This window comes from Kribbella sp. NPDC104740 (genome assembly GCF_055583505.1).
The window spans coordinates 748213-763689 of record NZ_JBVJNV010000004.1; the positions used below are offsets into that span (position 1 = coordinate 748213).

The 15477-nt window shown below is 69.9% G+C and carries 17 protein-coding genes; 9 read left to right on the forward strand and 8 right to left on the reverse strand.

Going from position 1 to position 15477, the window contains the following annotated elements:
- Nucleotides 1–14 precede the first annotated feature (14 nt).
- The 5 genes from ACZ6Z4_RS24710 to ACZ6Z4_RS24730 form a co-directional block, all read right to left on the reverse strand.
- Nucleotides 15–1490, reverse strand: coding sequence for a glucoamylase family protein (locus ACZ6Z4_RS24710; RefSeq protein ID WP_465568923.1), 1476 nt, complete (start codon nucleotides 1488–1490; stop codon nucleotides 15–17).
- A 117-nt stretch (nucleotides 1491–1607) separates the two neighbouring features.
- Entirely contained in the window at nucleotides 1608–2420 is an 813-nt protein-coding gene (locus tag ACZ6Z4_RS24715) for a carbohydrate ABC transporter permease (protein WP_465568925.1), read from the reverse strand.
- Complete coding sequence (locus tag ACZ6Z4_RS24720; protein ID WP_363665153.1) at nucleotides 2420–3298, reverse strand: carbohydrate ABC transporter permease; 879 nt, start codon at nucleotides 3296–3298, stop codon at nucleotides 2420–2422. The genes ACZ6Z4_RS24715 and ACZ6Z4_RS24720 overlap by 1 nt, the downstream gene beginning before the upstream one ends.
- A 3-nt stretch (nucleotides 3299–3301) precedes the next feature.
- The gene (locus ACZ6Z4_RS24725) at nucleotides 3302–4594 is read right to left on the reverse strand and encodes a sugar ABC transporter substrate-binding protein (RefSeq protein ID WP_465568928.1); all 1293 of its coding nucleotides are present in this window, start codon (nucleotides 4592–4594) and stop codon (nucleotides 3302–3304) included.
- 10 nt (nucleotides 4595–4604) lie between these two features.
- A complete protein-coding gene (locus ACZ6Z4_RS24730; protein WP_465568930.1) occupies nucleotides 4605–5663 on the reverse strand; it encodes a LacI family DNA-binding transcriptional regulator in 1059 nt (352 codons plus the stop codon).
- Nucleotides 5664–5778: 115 nt separating this feature from the next.
- Between ACZ6Z4_RS24730 and ACZ6Z4_RS24735 the strand changes: the two genes are divergently transcribed.
- Nucleotides 5779–6366, forward strand: a complete 588-nt coding sequence (locus ACZ6Z4_RS24735) for a histidine phosphatase family protein (protein ID WP_465568932.1) — start codon at nucleotides 5779–5781, stop codon at nucleotides 6364–6366.
- Here ACZ6Z4_RS24735 and ACZ6Z4_RS24740 read toward each other — a convergent pair.
- A complete protein-coding gene (locus tag ACZ6Z4_RS24740) occupies nucleotides 6351–7109 on the reverse strand; it encodes a GNAT family N-acetyltransferase (protein WP_465568934.1) in 759 nt (252 codons plus the stop codon). The genes ACZ6Z4_RS24735 and ACZ6Z4_RS24740 overlap by 16 nt on opposite strands.
- 87 nt (nucleotides 7110–7196) lie before the next feature.
- On the reverse strand, nucleotides 7197–7601 hold the full coding sequence (locus ACZ6Z4_RS24745; RefSeq protein WP_465568936.1) for an NUDIX hydrolase: 405 nt from the start codon (nucleotides 7599–7601) through the stop codon (nucleotides 7197–7199).
- Nucleotides 7602–7682: 81 nt separating this feature from the next.
- On the opposite strand from ACZ6Z4_RS24745, the gene ACZ6Z4_RS24750 reads away from it, so the two are divergent.
- The 8 genes from ACZ6Z4_RS24750 to ACZ6Z4_RS24785 all read left to right on the forward strand — a co-directional run bounded on the left by ACZ6Z4_RS24750 (nucleotide 7683) and on the right by ACZ6Z4_RS24785 (nucleotide 14458).
- Nucleotides 7683–8564 carry a PHP domain-containing protein gene (locus ACZ6Z4_RS24750; protein ID WP_363665147.1) on the forward strand — a complete coding sequence of 294 codons (882 nt, stop codon included), beginning with the start codon at nucleotides 7683–7685 and terminating at the stop codon, nucleotides 8562–8564.
- A gap of 5 nt (nucleotides 8565–8569) precedes the next feature.
- The gene (locus tag ACZ6Z4_RS24755; RefSeq protein WP_465568938.1) at nucleotides 8570–9178 is read left to right on the forward strand and encodes a MarC family protein; all 609 of its coding nucleotides are present in this window, start codon (nucleotides 8570–8572) and stop codon (nucleotides 9176–9178) included.
- Nucleotides 9179–9234: 56 nt separating this feature from the next.
- Nucleotides 9235–10071, forward strand: a complete 837-nt coding sequence (locus ACZ6Z4_RS24760) for an alpha/beta hydrolase (RefSeq protein ID WP_465568940.1) — start codon at nucleotides 9235–9237, stop codon at nucleotides 10069–10071.
- 195 nt (nucleotides 10072–10266) lie between these two features.
- On the forward strand, nucleotides 10267–11058 hold the full coding sequence (locus tag ACZ6Z4_RS24765) for an ABC transporter permease (protein WP_465568942.1): 792 nt from the start codon (nucleotides 10267–10269) through the stop codon (nucleotides 11056–11058).
- Nucleotides 11051–11869 (forward strand): ABC transporter permease, encoded by an 819-nt coding sequence (locus ACZ6Z4_RS24770; RefSeq protein ID WP_465568944.1) that lies wholly within the window; start codon nucleotides 11051–11053, stop codon nucleotides 11867–11869. Before ACZ6Z4_RS24765 ends, ACZ6Z4_RS24770 begins: the two co-directional genes overlap by 8 nt.
- Before the next feature lie 6 nt (nucleotides 11870–11875).
- The gene (locus tag ACZ6Z4_RS24775; RefSeq protein ID WP_465568946.1) at nucleotides 11876–12823 is read left to right on the forward strand and encodes an ABC transporter ATP-binding protein; all 948 of its coding nucleotides are present in this window, start codon (nucleotides 11876–11878) and stop codon (nucleotides 12821–12823) included.
- A 91-nt stretch (nucleotides 12824–12914) separates the two neighbouring features.
- Nucleotides 12915–13430 (forward strand): RNA polymerase sigma factor, encoded by a 516-nt coding sequence (locus ACZ6Z4_RS24780; protein WP_465568948.1) that lies wholly within the window; start codon nucleotides 12915–12917, stop codon nucleotides 13428–13430.
- Complete coding sequence (locus tag ACZ6Z4_RS24785) at nucleotides 13427–14458, forward strand: hypothetical protein (RefSeq protein WP_465568950.1); 1032 nt, start codon at nucleotides 13427–13429, stop codon at nucleotides 14456–14458. The genes ACZ6Z4_RS24780 and ACZ6Z4_RS24785 overlap by 4 nt, the downstream gene beginning before the upstream one ends.
- A 45-nt stretch (nucleotides 14459–14503) precedes the next feature.
- On the opposite strand, the gene ACZ6Z4_RS24790 is transcribed toward ACZ6Z4_RS24785, so the two are convergent.
- The gene (locus ACZ6Z4_RS24790; RefSeq protein WP_363665139.1) at nucleotides 14504–15460 is read right to left on the reverse strand and encodes an acetoacetate decarboxylase family protein; all 957 of its coding nucleotides are present in this window, start codon (nucleotides 15458–15460) and stop codon (nucleotides 14504–14506) included.
- Nucleotides 15461–15477: the final 17 nt, after the last annotated feature.

Sequence of the window (15477 nt, forward strand, 5' to 3'; positions counted from 1 at the left end):
CCCGTGAAAGTAGGTCAGTCGAGACCGGCGGTGAACTTCTCCATCGCGATCAGCGGTTTGACGTGCCGCTCGACCGCGCCGCGGCTGAAGTTGCGCCGGATCACGTCGTTGCCGAAGACGTTGCCGATGGCACCCATCACCATGGCCTGGTCGAGGGACAGGTAGCGCTTGGCGATCGTGCCGGACTTCACCGCGACCGAGTCGTAGAACCCGCCCCCGGCGTACGCCTTCAGCCGGAACTCGATACGCGCCAGGTTGTCGATCGCCTGCCGCGGCGCGTACTGCATGGCCAGGAACGCCGCGTGCGGCGTGACCACGCCGTCGCCGTACGCCGGGTTCGGGTTGACGCCGTCCCGGCACCCCTCGAAACCGGCGTCGAAGTTGGTCGCCTCCAGGTCCGACGGGTAGCCGTTCGGGTCCATCCCGATCGCGTCCACGCCGTACACGCTGTAACCGCCCTTGGGGTTGGAGGCCGGCGAGAAGCCCCAGTAGCCGTACTTCGCCTCGCTCAGCCCGTGCTCGATGTGCGCTCGGACCGTCAGTGGGTGATTGATCGCCCAGCTGCGAGTGGCCCAGCGACCCTCCGGCACGAACAGGTCCGGCATCAGCGACTCGAACATGTCGCCGCCCCACGACGGCACCAGCCGCATCCCTCGGTAGGAGTAGCTGCCCTCGAACACGTCGATCCCGAGGTACGTCCGGGTCACGCCGACCGGCCGCTGCTCGACCCACGACCAGTCGCAGGAGTCCGGGAACGTCCGGTACGTCGCGAAGTACTGCTGCGGCGGCACCTGCCCGAGCGCGATCCCGATGTACGGCGCGATCCGCGCCTCGGTGTTGCAGGTGTCGTAGTGGAACTTGCGGTAGTACACGTCCGGCCCGGTGCCGGCGTGGTTGCCCTGGTCGGTCTCCTCGTCCGGCGGCGGCGTCTCGAAGAACCCGCCGCGCATCAGCCCGGCACCGACGCCCGGGCGCGCGTCCGGGTTGTAGTAGTAGGCGAAGTTCATCTTGCCGAGCAGCCCGTCGGCCAGCCGGCGAACCCGCGGCTCGGCGTTGCGGACCACCATCAGCGCGGCCGCGAACCAGCCGTTGTCGACGCTCGACACGAACGGCGTGATCTCCCGGGTGCCGTCGGGATCGACGTGCAGCACCTCGCCGGTCGCCTCGTCGTACCAGTTGAAGTACATGCCGCTCGGCTCGTGGTGGTCGACGCGGGTCATCGTGGTCAGCGTCTGGGTGAGCCGCCGCAGCGACTCCTGCGGGGAGATGATCCCCAGCTCCTTCGCGACCACGGTGCTCCACAGGTACCCGCCGATGTTGGTCGGCGAGGTGTACTTGCTGCGCACCGGGTCGGTGACCGAGGCGCCGATGTTGTCGGCGGGCAGACCGGTCCTCTCGTCGGTCATCGCGACCAGGCTGCGCCAGGTGTCGCGCGCCCAGCGCCCGACCAGGGCTTTGTCGTGCCGGTTGGGCTTCCAGCCGCCCTTCAACTGATCAGCTGGTGAAGAAGTTCCTCCGTACGCAGGAAGTGTTGTTCCCACGAGCGCGGCAGTTCCAGTGGCGGCTAACAGTGTTCGGCGACTGATGTTGGCGGTCATCTTTGCCTCCTATTTGAGTCCGGTGATCGCGATGCCCTTGGTGACGTGCCGCTGGAAGACCAGGAACATCACCAGCACCGGTACGACGACCACGACCGCGCCGGCCATCAGCAGGCCGTAGTTCTGCGCGTTCTGCCCGGTCGAGTACAGCGCCAGGGCGACGGGAAGGGTGTACTTGTCCTCGGTCTGGGCGATCACCAGCGGCCAGAGGAAGTTGTTCCAGGAGCCGAGGAAGGTCAGGATCCCGAGCGTGGCCAGCGCGGGCCGGGTCAGCGGCAGCATGATCCGGGCGAAGATGCCCAGCTCGCTGGTACCGTCGACACGGCCGGCGTCCATCAGGTCGTCGGGCAGCCCGGAGAAGAACTGCCGCATCAGGAACACGCCGAACGGCGAGACCAGGAACGGCAGGATCAGGCCCGGGTAGCTGTTGGCCAGCCCGGCGTTGGTGACGAACACGAACAGCGGCACGAAGGTGACCATGCCGGGCACCATCAGCGTCGCCAGCACCAGCACGAACAGCGCGTCGCGGCCCTTGAACCGCAGCTTGGCCAGCGCGTACCCGATCATCGAGCAGAAGGCCAGGTTGCCGGCCGTCACCGCCAGCGCCACCACGGTCGAGTTCAGGAAGTAGCGCGGGAAGTTGGCCTTGCCGAACAGGTCGTCGTAGTTCTGCGTGGTCGGTGCCTCGGGCAACCAGGTCGGCGGGACCCGGAGCAGCTCGCCCTGGGTCTTGAAGCTGCCGAGCAGCATCCAGACGAACGGCGCCGCGACGGCGACCAGCCCGAGCACGCCGATCAGGTAGATCCACCAGGTGCGGCGCATCACTTCTCCCTCAGCAGCCGGAACTGGATGAACGTGATCACGGCGATCACCACGAACAGGATGTAGGCCATCGACGTGGCCAGCCCGTAGTTGCCGAAGCCGAACTGCTGGTAGGTGTACATCGACACCGACAGCGTCGAGTTCAGCGGACCGCCCTGGGTCATCACCAGCGGCTCCTCGAAGAACTGCAGGTAGCCGATCCCGGTGGTGACGCTGGTGAACAGCACGGTCGGGCGCAGCAACGGCAGGATCAGGTACCGGAACCGTTGCCACGCGCCCGCACCGTCGATCTGGCCGGCCTCCTCGACGGTCTGCGGGATGCCCTGCAGCCCGGCCAGGAAGATGATCATCGCCGAGCCGAAGTTGCGCCAGACCGCCATCGCGATCAGTGACGGCATCGCCCAGGTCTTCGAGGCCAGCCAGTTCGGGCCGTCGATCCCGAACCAGCCGAGCACCGTGTTCAGCAGACCGGCGTCCGGGGCCAGCACGAACCGCCAGATCACCGCGATCGCGACGATCGAGGTCACCACCGGCAGGTAGTAGCCGACCTTGAACAGCGCCTGGAACCGCTTGATGCCGCGGTCCAGCAGCACCGCGGCGGCCAGCGCGACCGCCAGCGTCACCGGGACGCCGACGATCACGAAGTACGCCGTGTTGAACGCGGCCTTGCGGAACGTCTCGTCGGACAGCGCCTTCACGTAGTTGTCGAGCCCGACGCCCTCGACCGCGAACGGCGTCCGCAGGTCACGCTGCTTGATGTCGGTGAAGCTCATCCCGAACGAGCCCAGCACCGGTCCGGCCGTGAAGGCCAGGAACAGCACCACGAACGGCAGGACGAGGATCCACGCGGCGGTGGTTTCTCGCCTGAGCGATCGCATCGGTCAGCTACCGGTGCCGATCGACGCGGCCTTGGTCTGGATCGCCTTCGCGGTCTCCTCCGGCGACTGCCCGGACTTGGCCAGCTTCTCCACCTCGGCGTCGAAGGCGGTCGCGACCTGCTCCCAGTTCACGATCGCGGGCGGCGCCTTCGCGGTCTCCAGCTGCTTGCCGAAGACCGGCAGCAGCGGGTCGTTGGCGATGCTCGGGTCCTTCCAGGCGGCCTGGACGGCCGGCAGGTCGGTCGACAGCTTGAACCAGTCGGCCTGGGTCTTGCCGTCGGACAGCCACTTGACCAGCTTCCAGGCGCTGTCCTTGTTCTTGCTCGCCTTGAACACGACGAAGTTGCTGCCACCGACGAACGAGGTGGAGGTCTTGTTCTTCGGCAGCTCGAAGACGCCGATGTTCGGCTTGATCTTGTCGCCGCCGAGCTTGGCGATGGAGCCCGCCATCCACGGCCCGGAGATGAACATCGGCACCTGGCCGCTGACGAACTGCGCCTCGGTCTGGTTCGGCGGCAGATCGGTCCCGGCCAGCTTCTCGGTGAAGAACGACTGGTAGTACTTCAGCCCCTCCTGCACCTCCGGGGTGTCCAGCGTGAACTGCTTGTCGTCGTCGCTGGTGATGCTCGCGCCCGCCGACCACGCGAACGGCATCACGGTCTGCCAGGAGCCCTGACCGCCCGGCTGCAGGTTGATCCCGTACTGCGCACCGGCCTTGTCCTTCATCGCCTTGGCCATCGCCTTCAGCCCGTCCCAGTCGGTCGGGGGAGTGGTGATGCCGGCCTTGGCGGCCAGGTCCTTGCGGTAGTAGACGACCCGCGTCTCGACGTACCAGGGCACGCCGTAGCCGACGTCGCCGACCTTGGTGGTGTCCAGCGCGCCGGGGAAGAAGCTCGCGGTGTCGATCCCGGACGGCGTCGGGTCGAGCGCGCCGAGATCGGCGAACTCACCCATCCAGGTGGTGCCGACCATCGCCGCGTCCGGCAGCGACTGCGCGGTGATCGCGGTGGTGAACTTGTTGTGCGCGGCGTCCCACGGTATCGGCGTCACCTTCACCTTGACGCCCGGGTTGGCCTGCTCGAACGCGGCGGTCAGCTTGGGCAGGTTCTCGCCCTCGGTGCCCATCGCCCACACGGTCAGCTCGCCGGTGGCCGGGTCGCTGCCGATGCTGGTGGAGGCCTGCGGTTGCGACTCGGGGGAGTCCTCGGACCGGCCGCAGCCGGCCAGGGCCAGCGCCGCGGCGGTGAGTACGGCGCCGCCGGTCACCAGCCGGCGACGGGTGCTCTGGGTGATCATGCTCGTCTCCTCAGTTGTGTACTGCAGTTGCCGTGCCGTCCCCCTGTGCGGTGCCGCAGGAGTCCCGCAGCACCAGTTCTGTCGGTAGTACGTCGTTGCGCGCGCGGGTGCGTTCACCCGTCACGCGTTCGTGCAGCCGCTGGGCGGCCAGCCGGCCGAGCTCGGCCATCGGCTGCCGCACGGTGGTCAGACCGGGCGAGACGTAGCGGGCGGCCATCACGTCGTCCCAGCCGGTGACGACGATGTCGTCCGGTACTGCGATACCGCCGGCCCGCAGGCCTTTGAGCAGCGCGAGCGCGAGCTCGTCGTTGGCGCAGACCAGGCCCTCCGGCCGCCCCCCGCGCCCGGCGCCACCGGTTGCCTTGAGCAACGCCCCGGCCAGCGCGGTTCCCGCCGCCTCGGTCAGCGGCACCCGCTCCGGTTCCGGCGCGCTCAGACCTCGGGCGCTCATCGCCTTCGCGAACCCCGCGTAGCGCTCCGACACGTCGTACGAGCTGGCCGGGTCGCCGACGAACAGCAGGTCCTGCCGCCCGTGGTCGAGCAACCGCGCCGTCAGCTCCTCCGCACTCGCCGCGCTCTCGGTGCGAACCGAGTCGCATCCGGTCACCGGCGGATGCGCGACCACCACCACGGGCACGTTGGCCCGCCTCAGGTCGCGGATCACCTCCAGCCCGAGAGCGTTGCCGTGCACAACGACCCCGTCGACCCGGCTGGCCAGGTCGCGCACCGTCCGCGACGGATCCGGGTTCCCGTGCGTGACGGTCAGGACGACGCTCTGCCCGTGCTCGCCGGCCCAGCGCTCGTAGCCCATCAGCAGGTCGCCGTAGAACGGGCCGGCCAGGTCGGGCAGCACGAGCCCGTGCGCCTCGTGCCGTTGCACCGCGAGGCTTCGGGCGGCCCGCAGTGGAACGTAGTTCAGCTCGTGCGCCGCCTGGTCGACCCGGGCCCGCGCCTTCGCCGACACCGGTCCGGTGCCCTGCAGCACCCGCGAGACCGTCGCGATCGACAGCTGCGCGAGCGCGGCGACGTCGTAGATCGTCGCCGGCCGGCCGGTCGGTCCGGAGGCCATCACGAGCTCCTTCGGGGTGAATTGGAAGCGCTTACAGTTTTCGACCCTGCCTTGTCCCGGGGTGGTTGGTCAAGGGTTCGGGGCTGCTCGATCCGCGGTCTGAGACGATGGATCGGTGACCACACACGCAGCGTCAGGGGAGCGGAAGGACCGGCTCTGGCTGGTCCGCCACGGCGAGACCGAGTGGAGCAGGTCGGGCAAGCACACGTCGACCACGGACCTGCCGCTGACCGCGGAGGGTGAGCGGATCGCGGGCGAGTTGCGCGACCGGCTGCAGGGCCACGAGTTCGACCTGGTGCTGACCAGCCCGCGGCAGCGCGCCCGGCGTACGGCCGAACTGGCCGGCTTCGCGGACGCCGAGGTCGACGACGACCTGGTCGAGTGGGACTACGGCGACTACGAAGGCATCACCACCGCGCAGATCCGCGAGACCGTGCCCGGCTGGACGGTCTGGGCGAATCCCGTACCCAACGGCGAAACCCCCGCGCAGGTCGCGGCGCGGCTCGACCGGGTGAATGCGCGGATCGCGGCCGTCGACGGGGATGTGCTGGTCTTCGGTCACTCGCACGCGCTGCGCGCGCTGACGGCGCGGTGGCTGGAGCTGGACGTCACCGAGGGCCGGCACTTCGTGCTCGGTACGGCGACGGTCTCGATCCTCGGCTGGGAGCGGGGATCACCCGCGATCCATCAGTGGAACTCGTAGATCCTGATCTCGCCGACGGTTCGGAACCCGAGCCGTTCATAGACAGGTTTTCCGGCTGACGACGCACCCAGTACGGCGTACTGGGTGTTGCTGCTGCGGACAGCATGCTGGGTGATCGCGGCGCCGATCCCTTGTCTTCTGGCTTCCGGCACGGTCATCACGAAGTACACCCCGGCGACGTCCCCGGTCCGGAAGATCGTTGCCGTCGCCACCGGTTCGCCGTCGAGCCGCGCCAGGTAGTGCGCCCAGGGATCGCCGAAGCCTTCCCGCCGGTAGATCTCCGCGACCCAGTCCGCCTCGAGCTTGCCCTCGCCGAACCCTTGTGCCAGCGTCTCCGCCCACACAACTAGTTCGTCTTGAGAGTCGACCTCACGAATCTCCAACCCGGCCGGCCCCAACGGCTCCTGCGTCAACTCGTCGAGCTCGAGTGCCATCGCAGGCTCGCTTCCGCCATCCTCGAACCCAGCGGCAAGGAGCTTCGGTCCCAGCTCCTCCGGCCGCAGCGACGGCCCGACGTGCCAGCTCCCCGGGACGTTGTGCTCCCGCATCAACGCCAGCGACTCCGCGATCACCGCGTCGGCCTCGGCGAGATCCACCCCGACCACCGCGTTGTGGTAGTCGAGCGGCGACCCGCCGATCGTCCACCGCGCCCGCCCGTCGTCCCGCTGAACGCCGCCGCCGGCCGCACCCATCCGCATCAGCAGCCCGGCGAGGTTGTCCTCGACCGCCCGGATCAGATCCATCGCCTCAGTCTGCTCGCCGGCCGCAGGACGGTCACCCCGATTTCCGCCGGGCCGTGTCGCCCAGGCGCCGCGTGACCCTGGCCCACCTCACCCAGGCAGCGCGTTCCACTGCGCGAGCGTCGAGGCCAGCAGCGTCGCCGTCGGCAGGTCGTGGAACTCGTCCAGGCTCACGAACCGCGCGTCGTCGGCGTCGTCGCCCGCCTTCAGCGTCCCGCCCACCGGCTCCGCCTCGTAGTCCCGGATCACGTACAGCCGCTGCCCCGGCGCCTCCCGCTCGACCTCGCCGACCAGGTCGCCGACGACCACCTGGAGACCGGTTTCCTCGGCGACCTCACGCGCCACCGCGGTCGGATCGTCCTCACCGGGCTCGACCCGCCCGCCGGGCAGCGACCACAGGCCGCGGCCGGGCTCGTTGGCCCGCTGGACCAGCAGCAGGCGGCGCTGGTCGTCGTACACGAGGGCCCCGACACAGTCGATCCGGTCACGCTCCATGTGGATAACAGTAAGGAGAGCAGGCCGGTCCGGATACCATCAGCGTCGAGAGTTTGTCCAGAGAAGGGATCCCGATCACCCGTGCGCATCGACCTGCACACCCACTCCAACCGCTCGGACGGCACCGACCCGGTCGACGTCCTGATCGCGCACGCGAAGCGGGACGGCCTGGACGTGATCGCGCTCACCGATCACGACACGGCCGACGGGTGGGCCGAGGGCCGGCGTGCCGCGGAGGAGCTCGGGATCGGTTTCGTGCCCGGGATCGAGATCTCCTGCAAGCTGCAGGGCATCGGCGTGCACCTGCTCGCCTACCTGCCCGACCCGTCGTACCAGCCGCTGGCCGACGAGCTGCGGCTGGTCCGCGACGGCCGCACCGACCGGATCCCCTCGATCGTCGCCCGGCTGAACGGGCTCGGCGTCGACCTCACCGTCGACGACGTCCTCGCCCAGGCGACCGGTACGCCGTCGGTCGGCCGTCCGCACGTCGCCGACGCGCTGGTCGCGAAGGGTGTCGTCGCCGATCGCGGCGAGGCGTTCGACCGGTTCCTGGCCGACGGCCGCCCGGGCCACATCTCGCACTACGCGATCGAGCCGGGCCGGGCGATCGACCTGGTCCGCGAGGCCGGCGGCGTACCGGTGATCGCGCACCCGTGGGGCCGCTCCAGCCGCAAGGTGATCACCGCCGAGACGATCGCCCGCCTGGTCGCCGAGCACGGGCTGGCCGGGATCGAGGTCGACCACCAGGACCACGCGCCGCAGTCGCGGGAGACGCTGCGCGGGATCGCCGAGGAGCTCGGCATCATCTGGACCGGGTCGAGCGACCACCACGGCCTCGGCAAGGTGAACCACGAGCTCGGGGTGAATTCGACCGATCCCGAGCAGTTCCAGCGGCTGCTCGAGGTCGCCAAGGTCAACGCGGCCGCCAGCGCCGCCCAGGTCCCCGAGGCGTACCTGCCGTGAACTCCGTGATCAACTTCGGCCTGCTCAGCGAGGTCTTCGTCACGCTGTTCGTGATCATGGACCCGCCCGGCACGGTGCCGGTCTTCATCTCCCTGACCGCCGGTCAGTCCCGCGCCGTCCGCAAGAAGGCCGCCTGGCAGGCCGTCCTGGTCGCCTTCGGCGTGATCGTCGTCTTCGCCGCCTTCGGCCAGCAGATCCTGCACAACCTGGGCATCACCCTCCCCGCCCTCCAGGCAGCCGGCGGTCTGCTGCTGCTCCTGATCGCCCTGCAACTCCTCACCGACACCGCCGAGGACCCGGTCCAGACGAAGAACGTCAACATCGCCTTCGTCCCCCTGGGCACCCCGCTGCTCGCGGGCCCCGGCGCCATCGTCGCCACCATGGTCTTCGTCCAGCGCGCCGACGGCTCCCTCCCCGAGGTCGTGGCGATCTCCGTCGGCATCGTCCTGATCCACCTGGTGATGTGGCTGACGCTGCGCTTCTCCGGCGTCATCATGCGCATCCTCGGCGAGAACGGCGTCCTCCTGGTCACCCGCATCGCGGGTCTCCTGCTGAGCGCGATCGCCGTCCAGCTGGTCGCCGACGCGGTCTCGGACTTCATCAAGGCCGGCTGAGCGCCGTACCAGCGCCGTGTGCGTGGCGTGCCAGTGGGCGCGCGCAGGGTGGGGGCATGACGACGAAGACCGTGAACAAGTTGGTTGTGCCTGGGGCGACGCTGCACTACGAGGTGACCGGGAGCGGGCCGGTGCTGCTGCTGGTGGCCGGGGGATTCACCGACGGTGGGATCTTCGACTCGGTGGTCGGGCAGCTGGCGGCGGACTACACGGTGGTGACGTACGACCCGCGGGGGAACTCGCGGAGCGCGTACGACGGGGCCGCGGTCGACGAGCGGGTCGAGCAGTCGGCGGAGGATGCGCTGGCGGTGGTCGACGCGGTCGGGGGTGGGGCGGCGTACGTGTTCGGTAGTTCGTCGGGGGCGGTGACCGGGATCGAGTTGATCACGCGGTGGCCGGAGCGGGTTCGGATGCTGGTGGCGCACGAGCCGCCGGTGGTCGGGGTGCTGCCGGACGCCGAGACCGCGCATGCCTTCTTCGAGGACGTGCACAACACGTTCGCCGAGGACGGGGTGAGCGCGGCGTTGCGGTTGTTCGCGGGTGGGCTGGGGCTGGACGAGGACGAGCCGCCGGCGCCGGAGGACCTGTGGCCGGAGTACCGGCAGGCGCTGGAGCGGATGATGGGGAACACCGACACGTTCTTCGCGCACAAGTTGTTGCCGTTCACCCGCTATCGGCCTGACCTGGCGGCGCTGCGTGAGGTGGCCGGGAAGATCGTGCCTGCTGCCGGGGCGGACTCTGTGGAGCATCTGCCGGCGCGGCCGATCGGGGTGATCGCGGAGACGATCGGGTGGCCGGTGGTGACGTTCCCGGGCGGGCACACCGGGTACGCCTCGCACCCGGTGCCGTTCGCGACGCTGCTGCACCGGCTGCTGGAGTCCGACCAGAGCTGACCCGCCCGGTCGCGACAATTCAGGTTGACGCTCCGCGGGCGTCCGGCGTACCGTCGCTGCTCTTGTCTTGACAACGGCATGCTCGCGCGTGCCGGCACAGTGGTGTCCGAACCCCCGGGTCCCTCAGGATCCGGGGTTGTTCAGCGTGCCGCTGTGCTCACGGACACCACTTTCGGCTGACGAAAGGAGGTTGCCGTGGGCGTCTACTGGGCGATCGCGACGCGGTCGTTCCGGCGGTTCTCGACGTACCGGATCGCCACCGCGTCGGGTGCGTTCACCAACACCGTGTTCGGGTTCATCTTCTGTGGCGTCTACCTGACCCTGTGGGGGCAGCGGCCGAACCTCGGCGGGTACGACGTGACCGACGCGCTCACCTTCGTCTGGCTGCAGCAGGGGCTGCTGGTGCCGATCGGGATCTTCGGCGCGAGCACCACGATCGAGCTCGGCGAGCGGGTCCGGACCGGCGCGATCGCCGTCGACCTGTACCGGCCGACGCACCTGATGCTGTGGTGGCTGTCGATGGATCTGGGCCGGGCGTCGTTCGAGCTGATCGCCCGGGGCGGCGTCCCGCTGCTGGTCGGGTCGCTGGTGTTCGACCTGCGCTTCCCGGCGTCGCCGCTGCAGGGGCTCGCGGTCGGGGTCGCGTTGCTGTTCGGGATCCTGGTCAGCTTCGGCATCCGGTACCTGGTCGCGCTGTCCGGCTTCTGGATCACCGACTCGCGCGGGCTGGAGGGGTTCGCGCTGGTGCTGTCGCTGTTCTTCTCCGGCACGATCCTGCCGCTGGTCGTGTTCCCGGGCTGGTTCGGCGAGTTCGCCCGGGCGACGCCGTGGGCGGCGACCATGCAGGTGCCGATCGACGTCTGGCTCGGGCAGACGGCGCCGGCCGCGGCGCTCGGGTTCCAGCTCGGCTGGATCGTCGTGCTGCTGCTCGCCGGCCGGCTCGCGACCACGCTGGCGACCCGGAAGGTGGTGATCCAGGGTGGCTGAGATCTCGTTGCGCAAGGCACCGGGTCAGTACTGGATGCTGGTGCTGATGTGGATCCGGTCGTCGCTGGCCTACCCGGCGTCGTTCGTGCTGATGCTGGTCGGGTCCGCGCTGATCACGGTCACCGACTTCGTCGCGGTGCTGATCATGTTCAGCCACCTGGAGAGCTTCGGCGGCTTCGGCCTGGGCGAGATGGCGCTGCTGTACGGGACCGCGTCGATGACGCTCGGCATCGCCGACCTGATCACCGGGTCGATCGAGCGGATCGGGCAGCGGATCCGCAGCGGCGACCTGGACGTCTGGCTGGTCCGGCCGGTGCCGGCCTTCGTCCAGGCGATCGCGGACAACTTCGCGCTCCGGCGGCTCGGCCGCCCGTTGCAGGCCGGGATGGTCCTCGGGCTCGGGATCGGTGCCGTGGGCATCGACTGGACGGCGCTGAAGGTGGTCTTCCTGGTCGTGTCGCTGCTCAGCGGCGCGGTCATCTTCGGCGCGATCTTCGTGCTCGGCGGGGCGTTCCAGTTCGTCTCGATCGACTCGGCCGAGGTCACCAACTCGTTCACGTACGGCGGCCAGCAGCTCACCCAGTACCCGCTGGCGATCTTCGGCCAGGAGATCGTCCGCGCCGTCACGTTCGTCGTACCGCTGGCCTTCGTCAACTACTACCCGGTGCTCTACGTGCTGGGGAAACCGGCCCCGCTGGGCCTGCCGTCCTGGATCGGCCTGCTCGCCCCGGTCGTCGCCGCCGTGATGACCGGGATCGCCGCGCTGGCCTGGCGCGGCGGACTCCGGCGCTACCGCAGTACAGGGAGCTGATTCGTCGTGCCCGTGATCGAGCTGGACCAGGTGTCCCGCGCCTTCACCGTCTCCACCCGCACCGGCTGGCGCCGCACCCACCGCGAGGTGCGCGCCGTCGACGACCTGTCGTTCACCGTCGAGCCCGGCGAGGTGATGGGCTACATCGGCCCGAACGGCGCCGGCAAGTCGACCACGATCAAGATGCTGACCGGCATCCTGGTCCCGACCGCCGGCACCATCCGGGTCGCCGGTGTCGACCCGTCCCGGCACCGCACCCGGCTGGCCCGCCGGATCGGCGTCGTCTTCGGCCAGCGCACCACGCTGTGGTGGGACCTCCCGCTGAAGGACTCGTTCGCCGTCCTGCAGAAGATGTACGGCGTACCGCGGGCCCGGCACGCGGAGAACCTCGCGACCTTCGTCGAGCTGCTCGACCTCGGCGACCTCCTCGACGTCCCGGTCCGTCAGCTCTCGCTCGGCCAGCGGATGCGTGGCGACATCGCCGCCGCGCTGCTCCACGACCCCGAGATCGTCTACCTCGACGAGCCCACCATCGGTCTCGACGTCGTCAGCAAGACCCGCCTCCGCTCCTTCCTGGCCCAGCTCAACCAGGACCGCGGCACCACGGTCATCCTCACCACCCACGACCTCGACGACATCGAGGCGCTCTGTACCCGCGTGATGGTCATCGACCACGGCCACCAGGTCTACGACGGCACCCTCACCGGCCTCCGCAACTCCCAGTCCGCACCCCGCACCCTGGTCGTCGACCTCGCCACGCCGCACCCACCCATCACCCTCGAAGGCGCCACCGTCACCCGCACCGACGGCCCCCGCCAGTGGCTCTCCTTCCCACCCACCACCTCCGCCGCCCCCTTGGTCGCTCAGATCGCCGCCGGCTACCCGCTGGTCGACCTGTCCGTCCAGGAACCCACCATCGAATCCATCATCACCAAGCTGTACGCCGCCGGCTGACCCACGTCTTGTGTGACCGGATCAGGTCGGGTTCGTTGGGGGATTGAGGGAGGGACCCAACCGGACGTGGGGCGGAGAGGGTAGACAGGGTGTGGCTACGACGATGACCGAGCGGGGTGGGGTGGTGGTGCCTCCGGCGGACGGAGCTGGGTTCGTGGGGTGGGTGCGGCCGCACCTGCCGGCGATGGCACGAGTGGCCGGGCGGCTGGGGGTGGGAGCCGATCGCGACGACATCGTCCAGGAGGCGCTGGCGCGGGCCTGGATGAAACGCGGCCAGTACGACGCCAACCGCGGCTCCGCGTCGGCTTGGCTGCTGGCGATCACCGCCGACCAGGCGCGCAAGGCCGCGCGGCGCGTGCGGCCGGTCGCGGAGCTGGTCGAGACCGACGCGGTGGAGACGCGCGGCGATCTCGAGGGGCGGGTGGACGTCGAGCAGGCGATCGGATCGCTCTCGGCGCGGCAGCGGCTGGCCGTCGACTGCTTCTACTTCGCCGACCTGTCGGTGGCCGACACGGCGGCGGTCATGGGGTGCTCCGAGGGCACCGTCAAATCAACTCTTTCCGACGCGCGGGCGCGCCTGCGGTCCTTGCTGGAGGTCAGCGAATGACACCGACCGACGAGATCGACGAGCTGCTGCGGCAGGCGGGCTCGCGGTGGCGTTCCGAGCAGCCCTCGCCACCCGAGCCGGACCTGGAGCGGATCACCCGGAAACCGCCGCGGCGCTGGGTCGTCCCGGCGCTCGCCGCGGCCGGCGTCGCGGTGATCGCCACCGCGGCGATCATCGTGCTGCCGCACCGGGACGAGCCAGTGGTTGCCCCGGGCAACGGCAAGGAGCATCCGCTGCAGGTCCGCGACGGCGACAAGGTCGAGGTCACCGGTGAGGTGATCGCGGCTCCCGGCGTACCGGTGCGGTACTGCCTGCCGGTGCCGACGACGGCGCCGCTCGAGTCCGGTGCCCAGAAGCCGCCGGCCTGTGCGCCGGGGGCCGGGGTCGACCTGACCGGTGTGGACCTGACGCGGCTCGTCGGGCTGAACGTCATCGGCGGCGTGACCTCGGGCAACGCGCGGCTGGTCGGGGTGTGGAAGGCCGGATCGATCGCCGTCGAGCAGCAGAGCGCGCCGCCCCCGGTCGAGCCGGGCGACGCCGCACCGGCGGTGCCGTGTGCGCCGCCGGCCGGCGGCTGGAAGGCAGGCGACGCGAGCGAGTCGCTCACGCCGGCGGTCGAGCAGTACGTGAAGAGCCGTGCGAGCGCCCTGCAGAACCCGTGGATCGGCTGGCCCGAGGGCTTCCCGACCGAGACGACGCCGGGCACGTCCCCGACCAAGCCGAGCGTGCTGATGATCGGTGTCGCCCACGGCGACCTCGCGACCGTACGCCGTGACCTGCAGCCGCTGGTCAAGGGCAACCTGTGCGTGACCCAGGTGAAGGTGAGCCAGTCCGAGGCGCTCGCGCAGCACCAGGCGGTCGACGCGCTGCCGACGGCGGAGTACGGGATCACGTCGGTCGGGATCGGCGTGGGCGACCGGCCGGTCCGGGTGGAGCTGCGGATGGTGGACGAGAAGCTCCTGAACGCGCTGCGGCCGATCGGGATCGACACGATCGACCTGCAGCCGTACATCCGCCCGGTCAGCTGACGCGGAACCCTCCCGGACGAACGCCCGTCCGGGAGGGCGCCCGGATCAGCTGGTGGCGTCCGGCCCGGTCAGCATCTTCAGGTCGCGGACCGTGTACGACAGGCTGCCGCGGAAGCCGATGCCCTTGCGGACGATCTTCAGGTCGGCCAGCTCCTCACCCGGCGCGGGCAGGAAGTTCAGGTCGCTGGTCCCGCCCCAGGTGTTGGCGACCTTCGCGTTCTCCAGGATCGACTGGGTCAGCTCGTAGACGCTCGGGTTGTTGAAGTTCCCGGCGGTCAGCCGCGGGAAGTACCGCAGGTTGACGATCGGCCGGCCGAGCGCGGGGATGGTCGCGATCGGCTTGTCGAGGGTGACCCGGGCCTCGGCCAGCCGGCGGCCGGCCGACGACATCGCGCCGGCGAAGGTCCCGCCCGGCCCGACCACCGGCGCCGCGTCGCTGGCGACCGAGAACGCGCGGGTCTGCTTGATCGTGCCGAGCTTCTTCGGGAAGCCCTGGAACCAGCCGCGGGCCAGCGCCTGGTCGTTGTCGACGTAGATGTACGGGCACCAGGCGACCGGCTGGCCCTTGAACTGGGCGTCGAGCAGGATCAGGAACTCCGAGTACAGGCTGCGGTCCGGGTCCAGGTACTCCTGGTGGTCGCCGGAGAACTGCCAGTCGATGAACAGCGCGTAGCCGTGGCCGATGCTCGCGGGGTCCAGCGTCAGCCCGGCCGGGAGAGCGGCCTTGGCGGCGTCCTGGTTGGTCCAGAACTCGGCGCCGATCAGGTCACCGACGTAGTGCCACGGCGGGGCGCCGACGATGTTGGCGGTGCCACGGGCGCTGAGCGGGAGGCTGTAGCCCTTGAGCTCGGCCGGCGGGACGACCGTGGTGGTCGTGGCCGGCGCGGCGGACGCGGTACCGGCGGAAGTCAGAGTGGAGGCAGCGACGGTGGCTGCGAGGCCGCCACCGATCAGGCTGCGGCGACCGACCGCGCTGGAGCGGTCTGTGCTTTCGGTTGTCATGCTTCGAGGCTAGGAAG

Bases quoted from the DNA above. Each gene is read 5' to 3' on its own strand.
- ACZ6Z4_RS24790 (WP_363665139.1), bottom strand. From the start codon at position 15,460: ATGACAACCGAAAGCACAGACCGCTCCAGCGCGGTCGGTCGCCGCAGC.
- ACZ6Z4_RS24720 (WP_363665153.1), bottom strand. From the start codon at position 3,298: ATGCGATCGCTCAGGCGAGAAACCACCGCCGCGTGGATCCTCGTCCTG.
- ACZ6Z4_RS24715 (WP_465568925.1), bottom strand. From the start codon at position 2,420: ATGCGCCGCACCTGGTGGATCTACCTGATCGGCGTGCTCGGGCTGGTC.
- ACZ6Z4_RS24745 (WP_465568936.1), bottom strand. From the start codon at position 7,601: ATGGAGCGTGACCGGATCGACTGTGTCGGGGCCCTCGTGTACGACGAC.
- ACZ6Z4_RS24730 (WP_465568930.1), bottom strand. From the start codon at position 5,663: ATGGCCTCCGGACCGACCGGCCGGCCGGCGACGATCTACGACGTCGCC.
- ACZ6Z4_RS24760 (WP_465568940.1), top strand. From the start codon at position 9,235: ATGACGACGAAGACCGTGAACAAGTTGGTTGTGCCTGGGGCGACGCTG.
- ACZ6Z4_RS24725 (WP_465568928.1), bottom strand. From the start codon at position 4,594: ATGATCACCCAGAGCACCCGTCGCCGGCTGGTGACCGGCGGCGCCGTA.
- ACZ6Z4_RS24785 (WP_465568950.1), top strand. From the start codon at position 13,427: ATGACACCGACCGACGAGATCGACGAGCTGCTGCGGCAGGCGGGCTCG.
- ACZ6Z4_RS24740 (WP_465568934.1), bottom strand. From the start codon at position 7,109: ATGGATCTGATCCGGGCGGTCGAGGACAACCTCGCCGGGCTGCTGATG.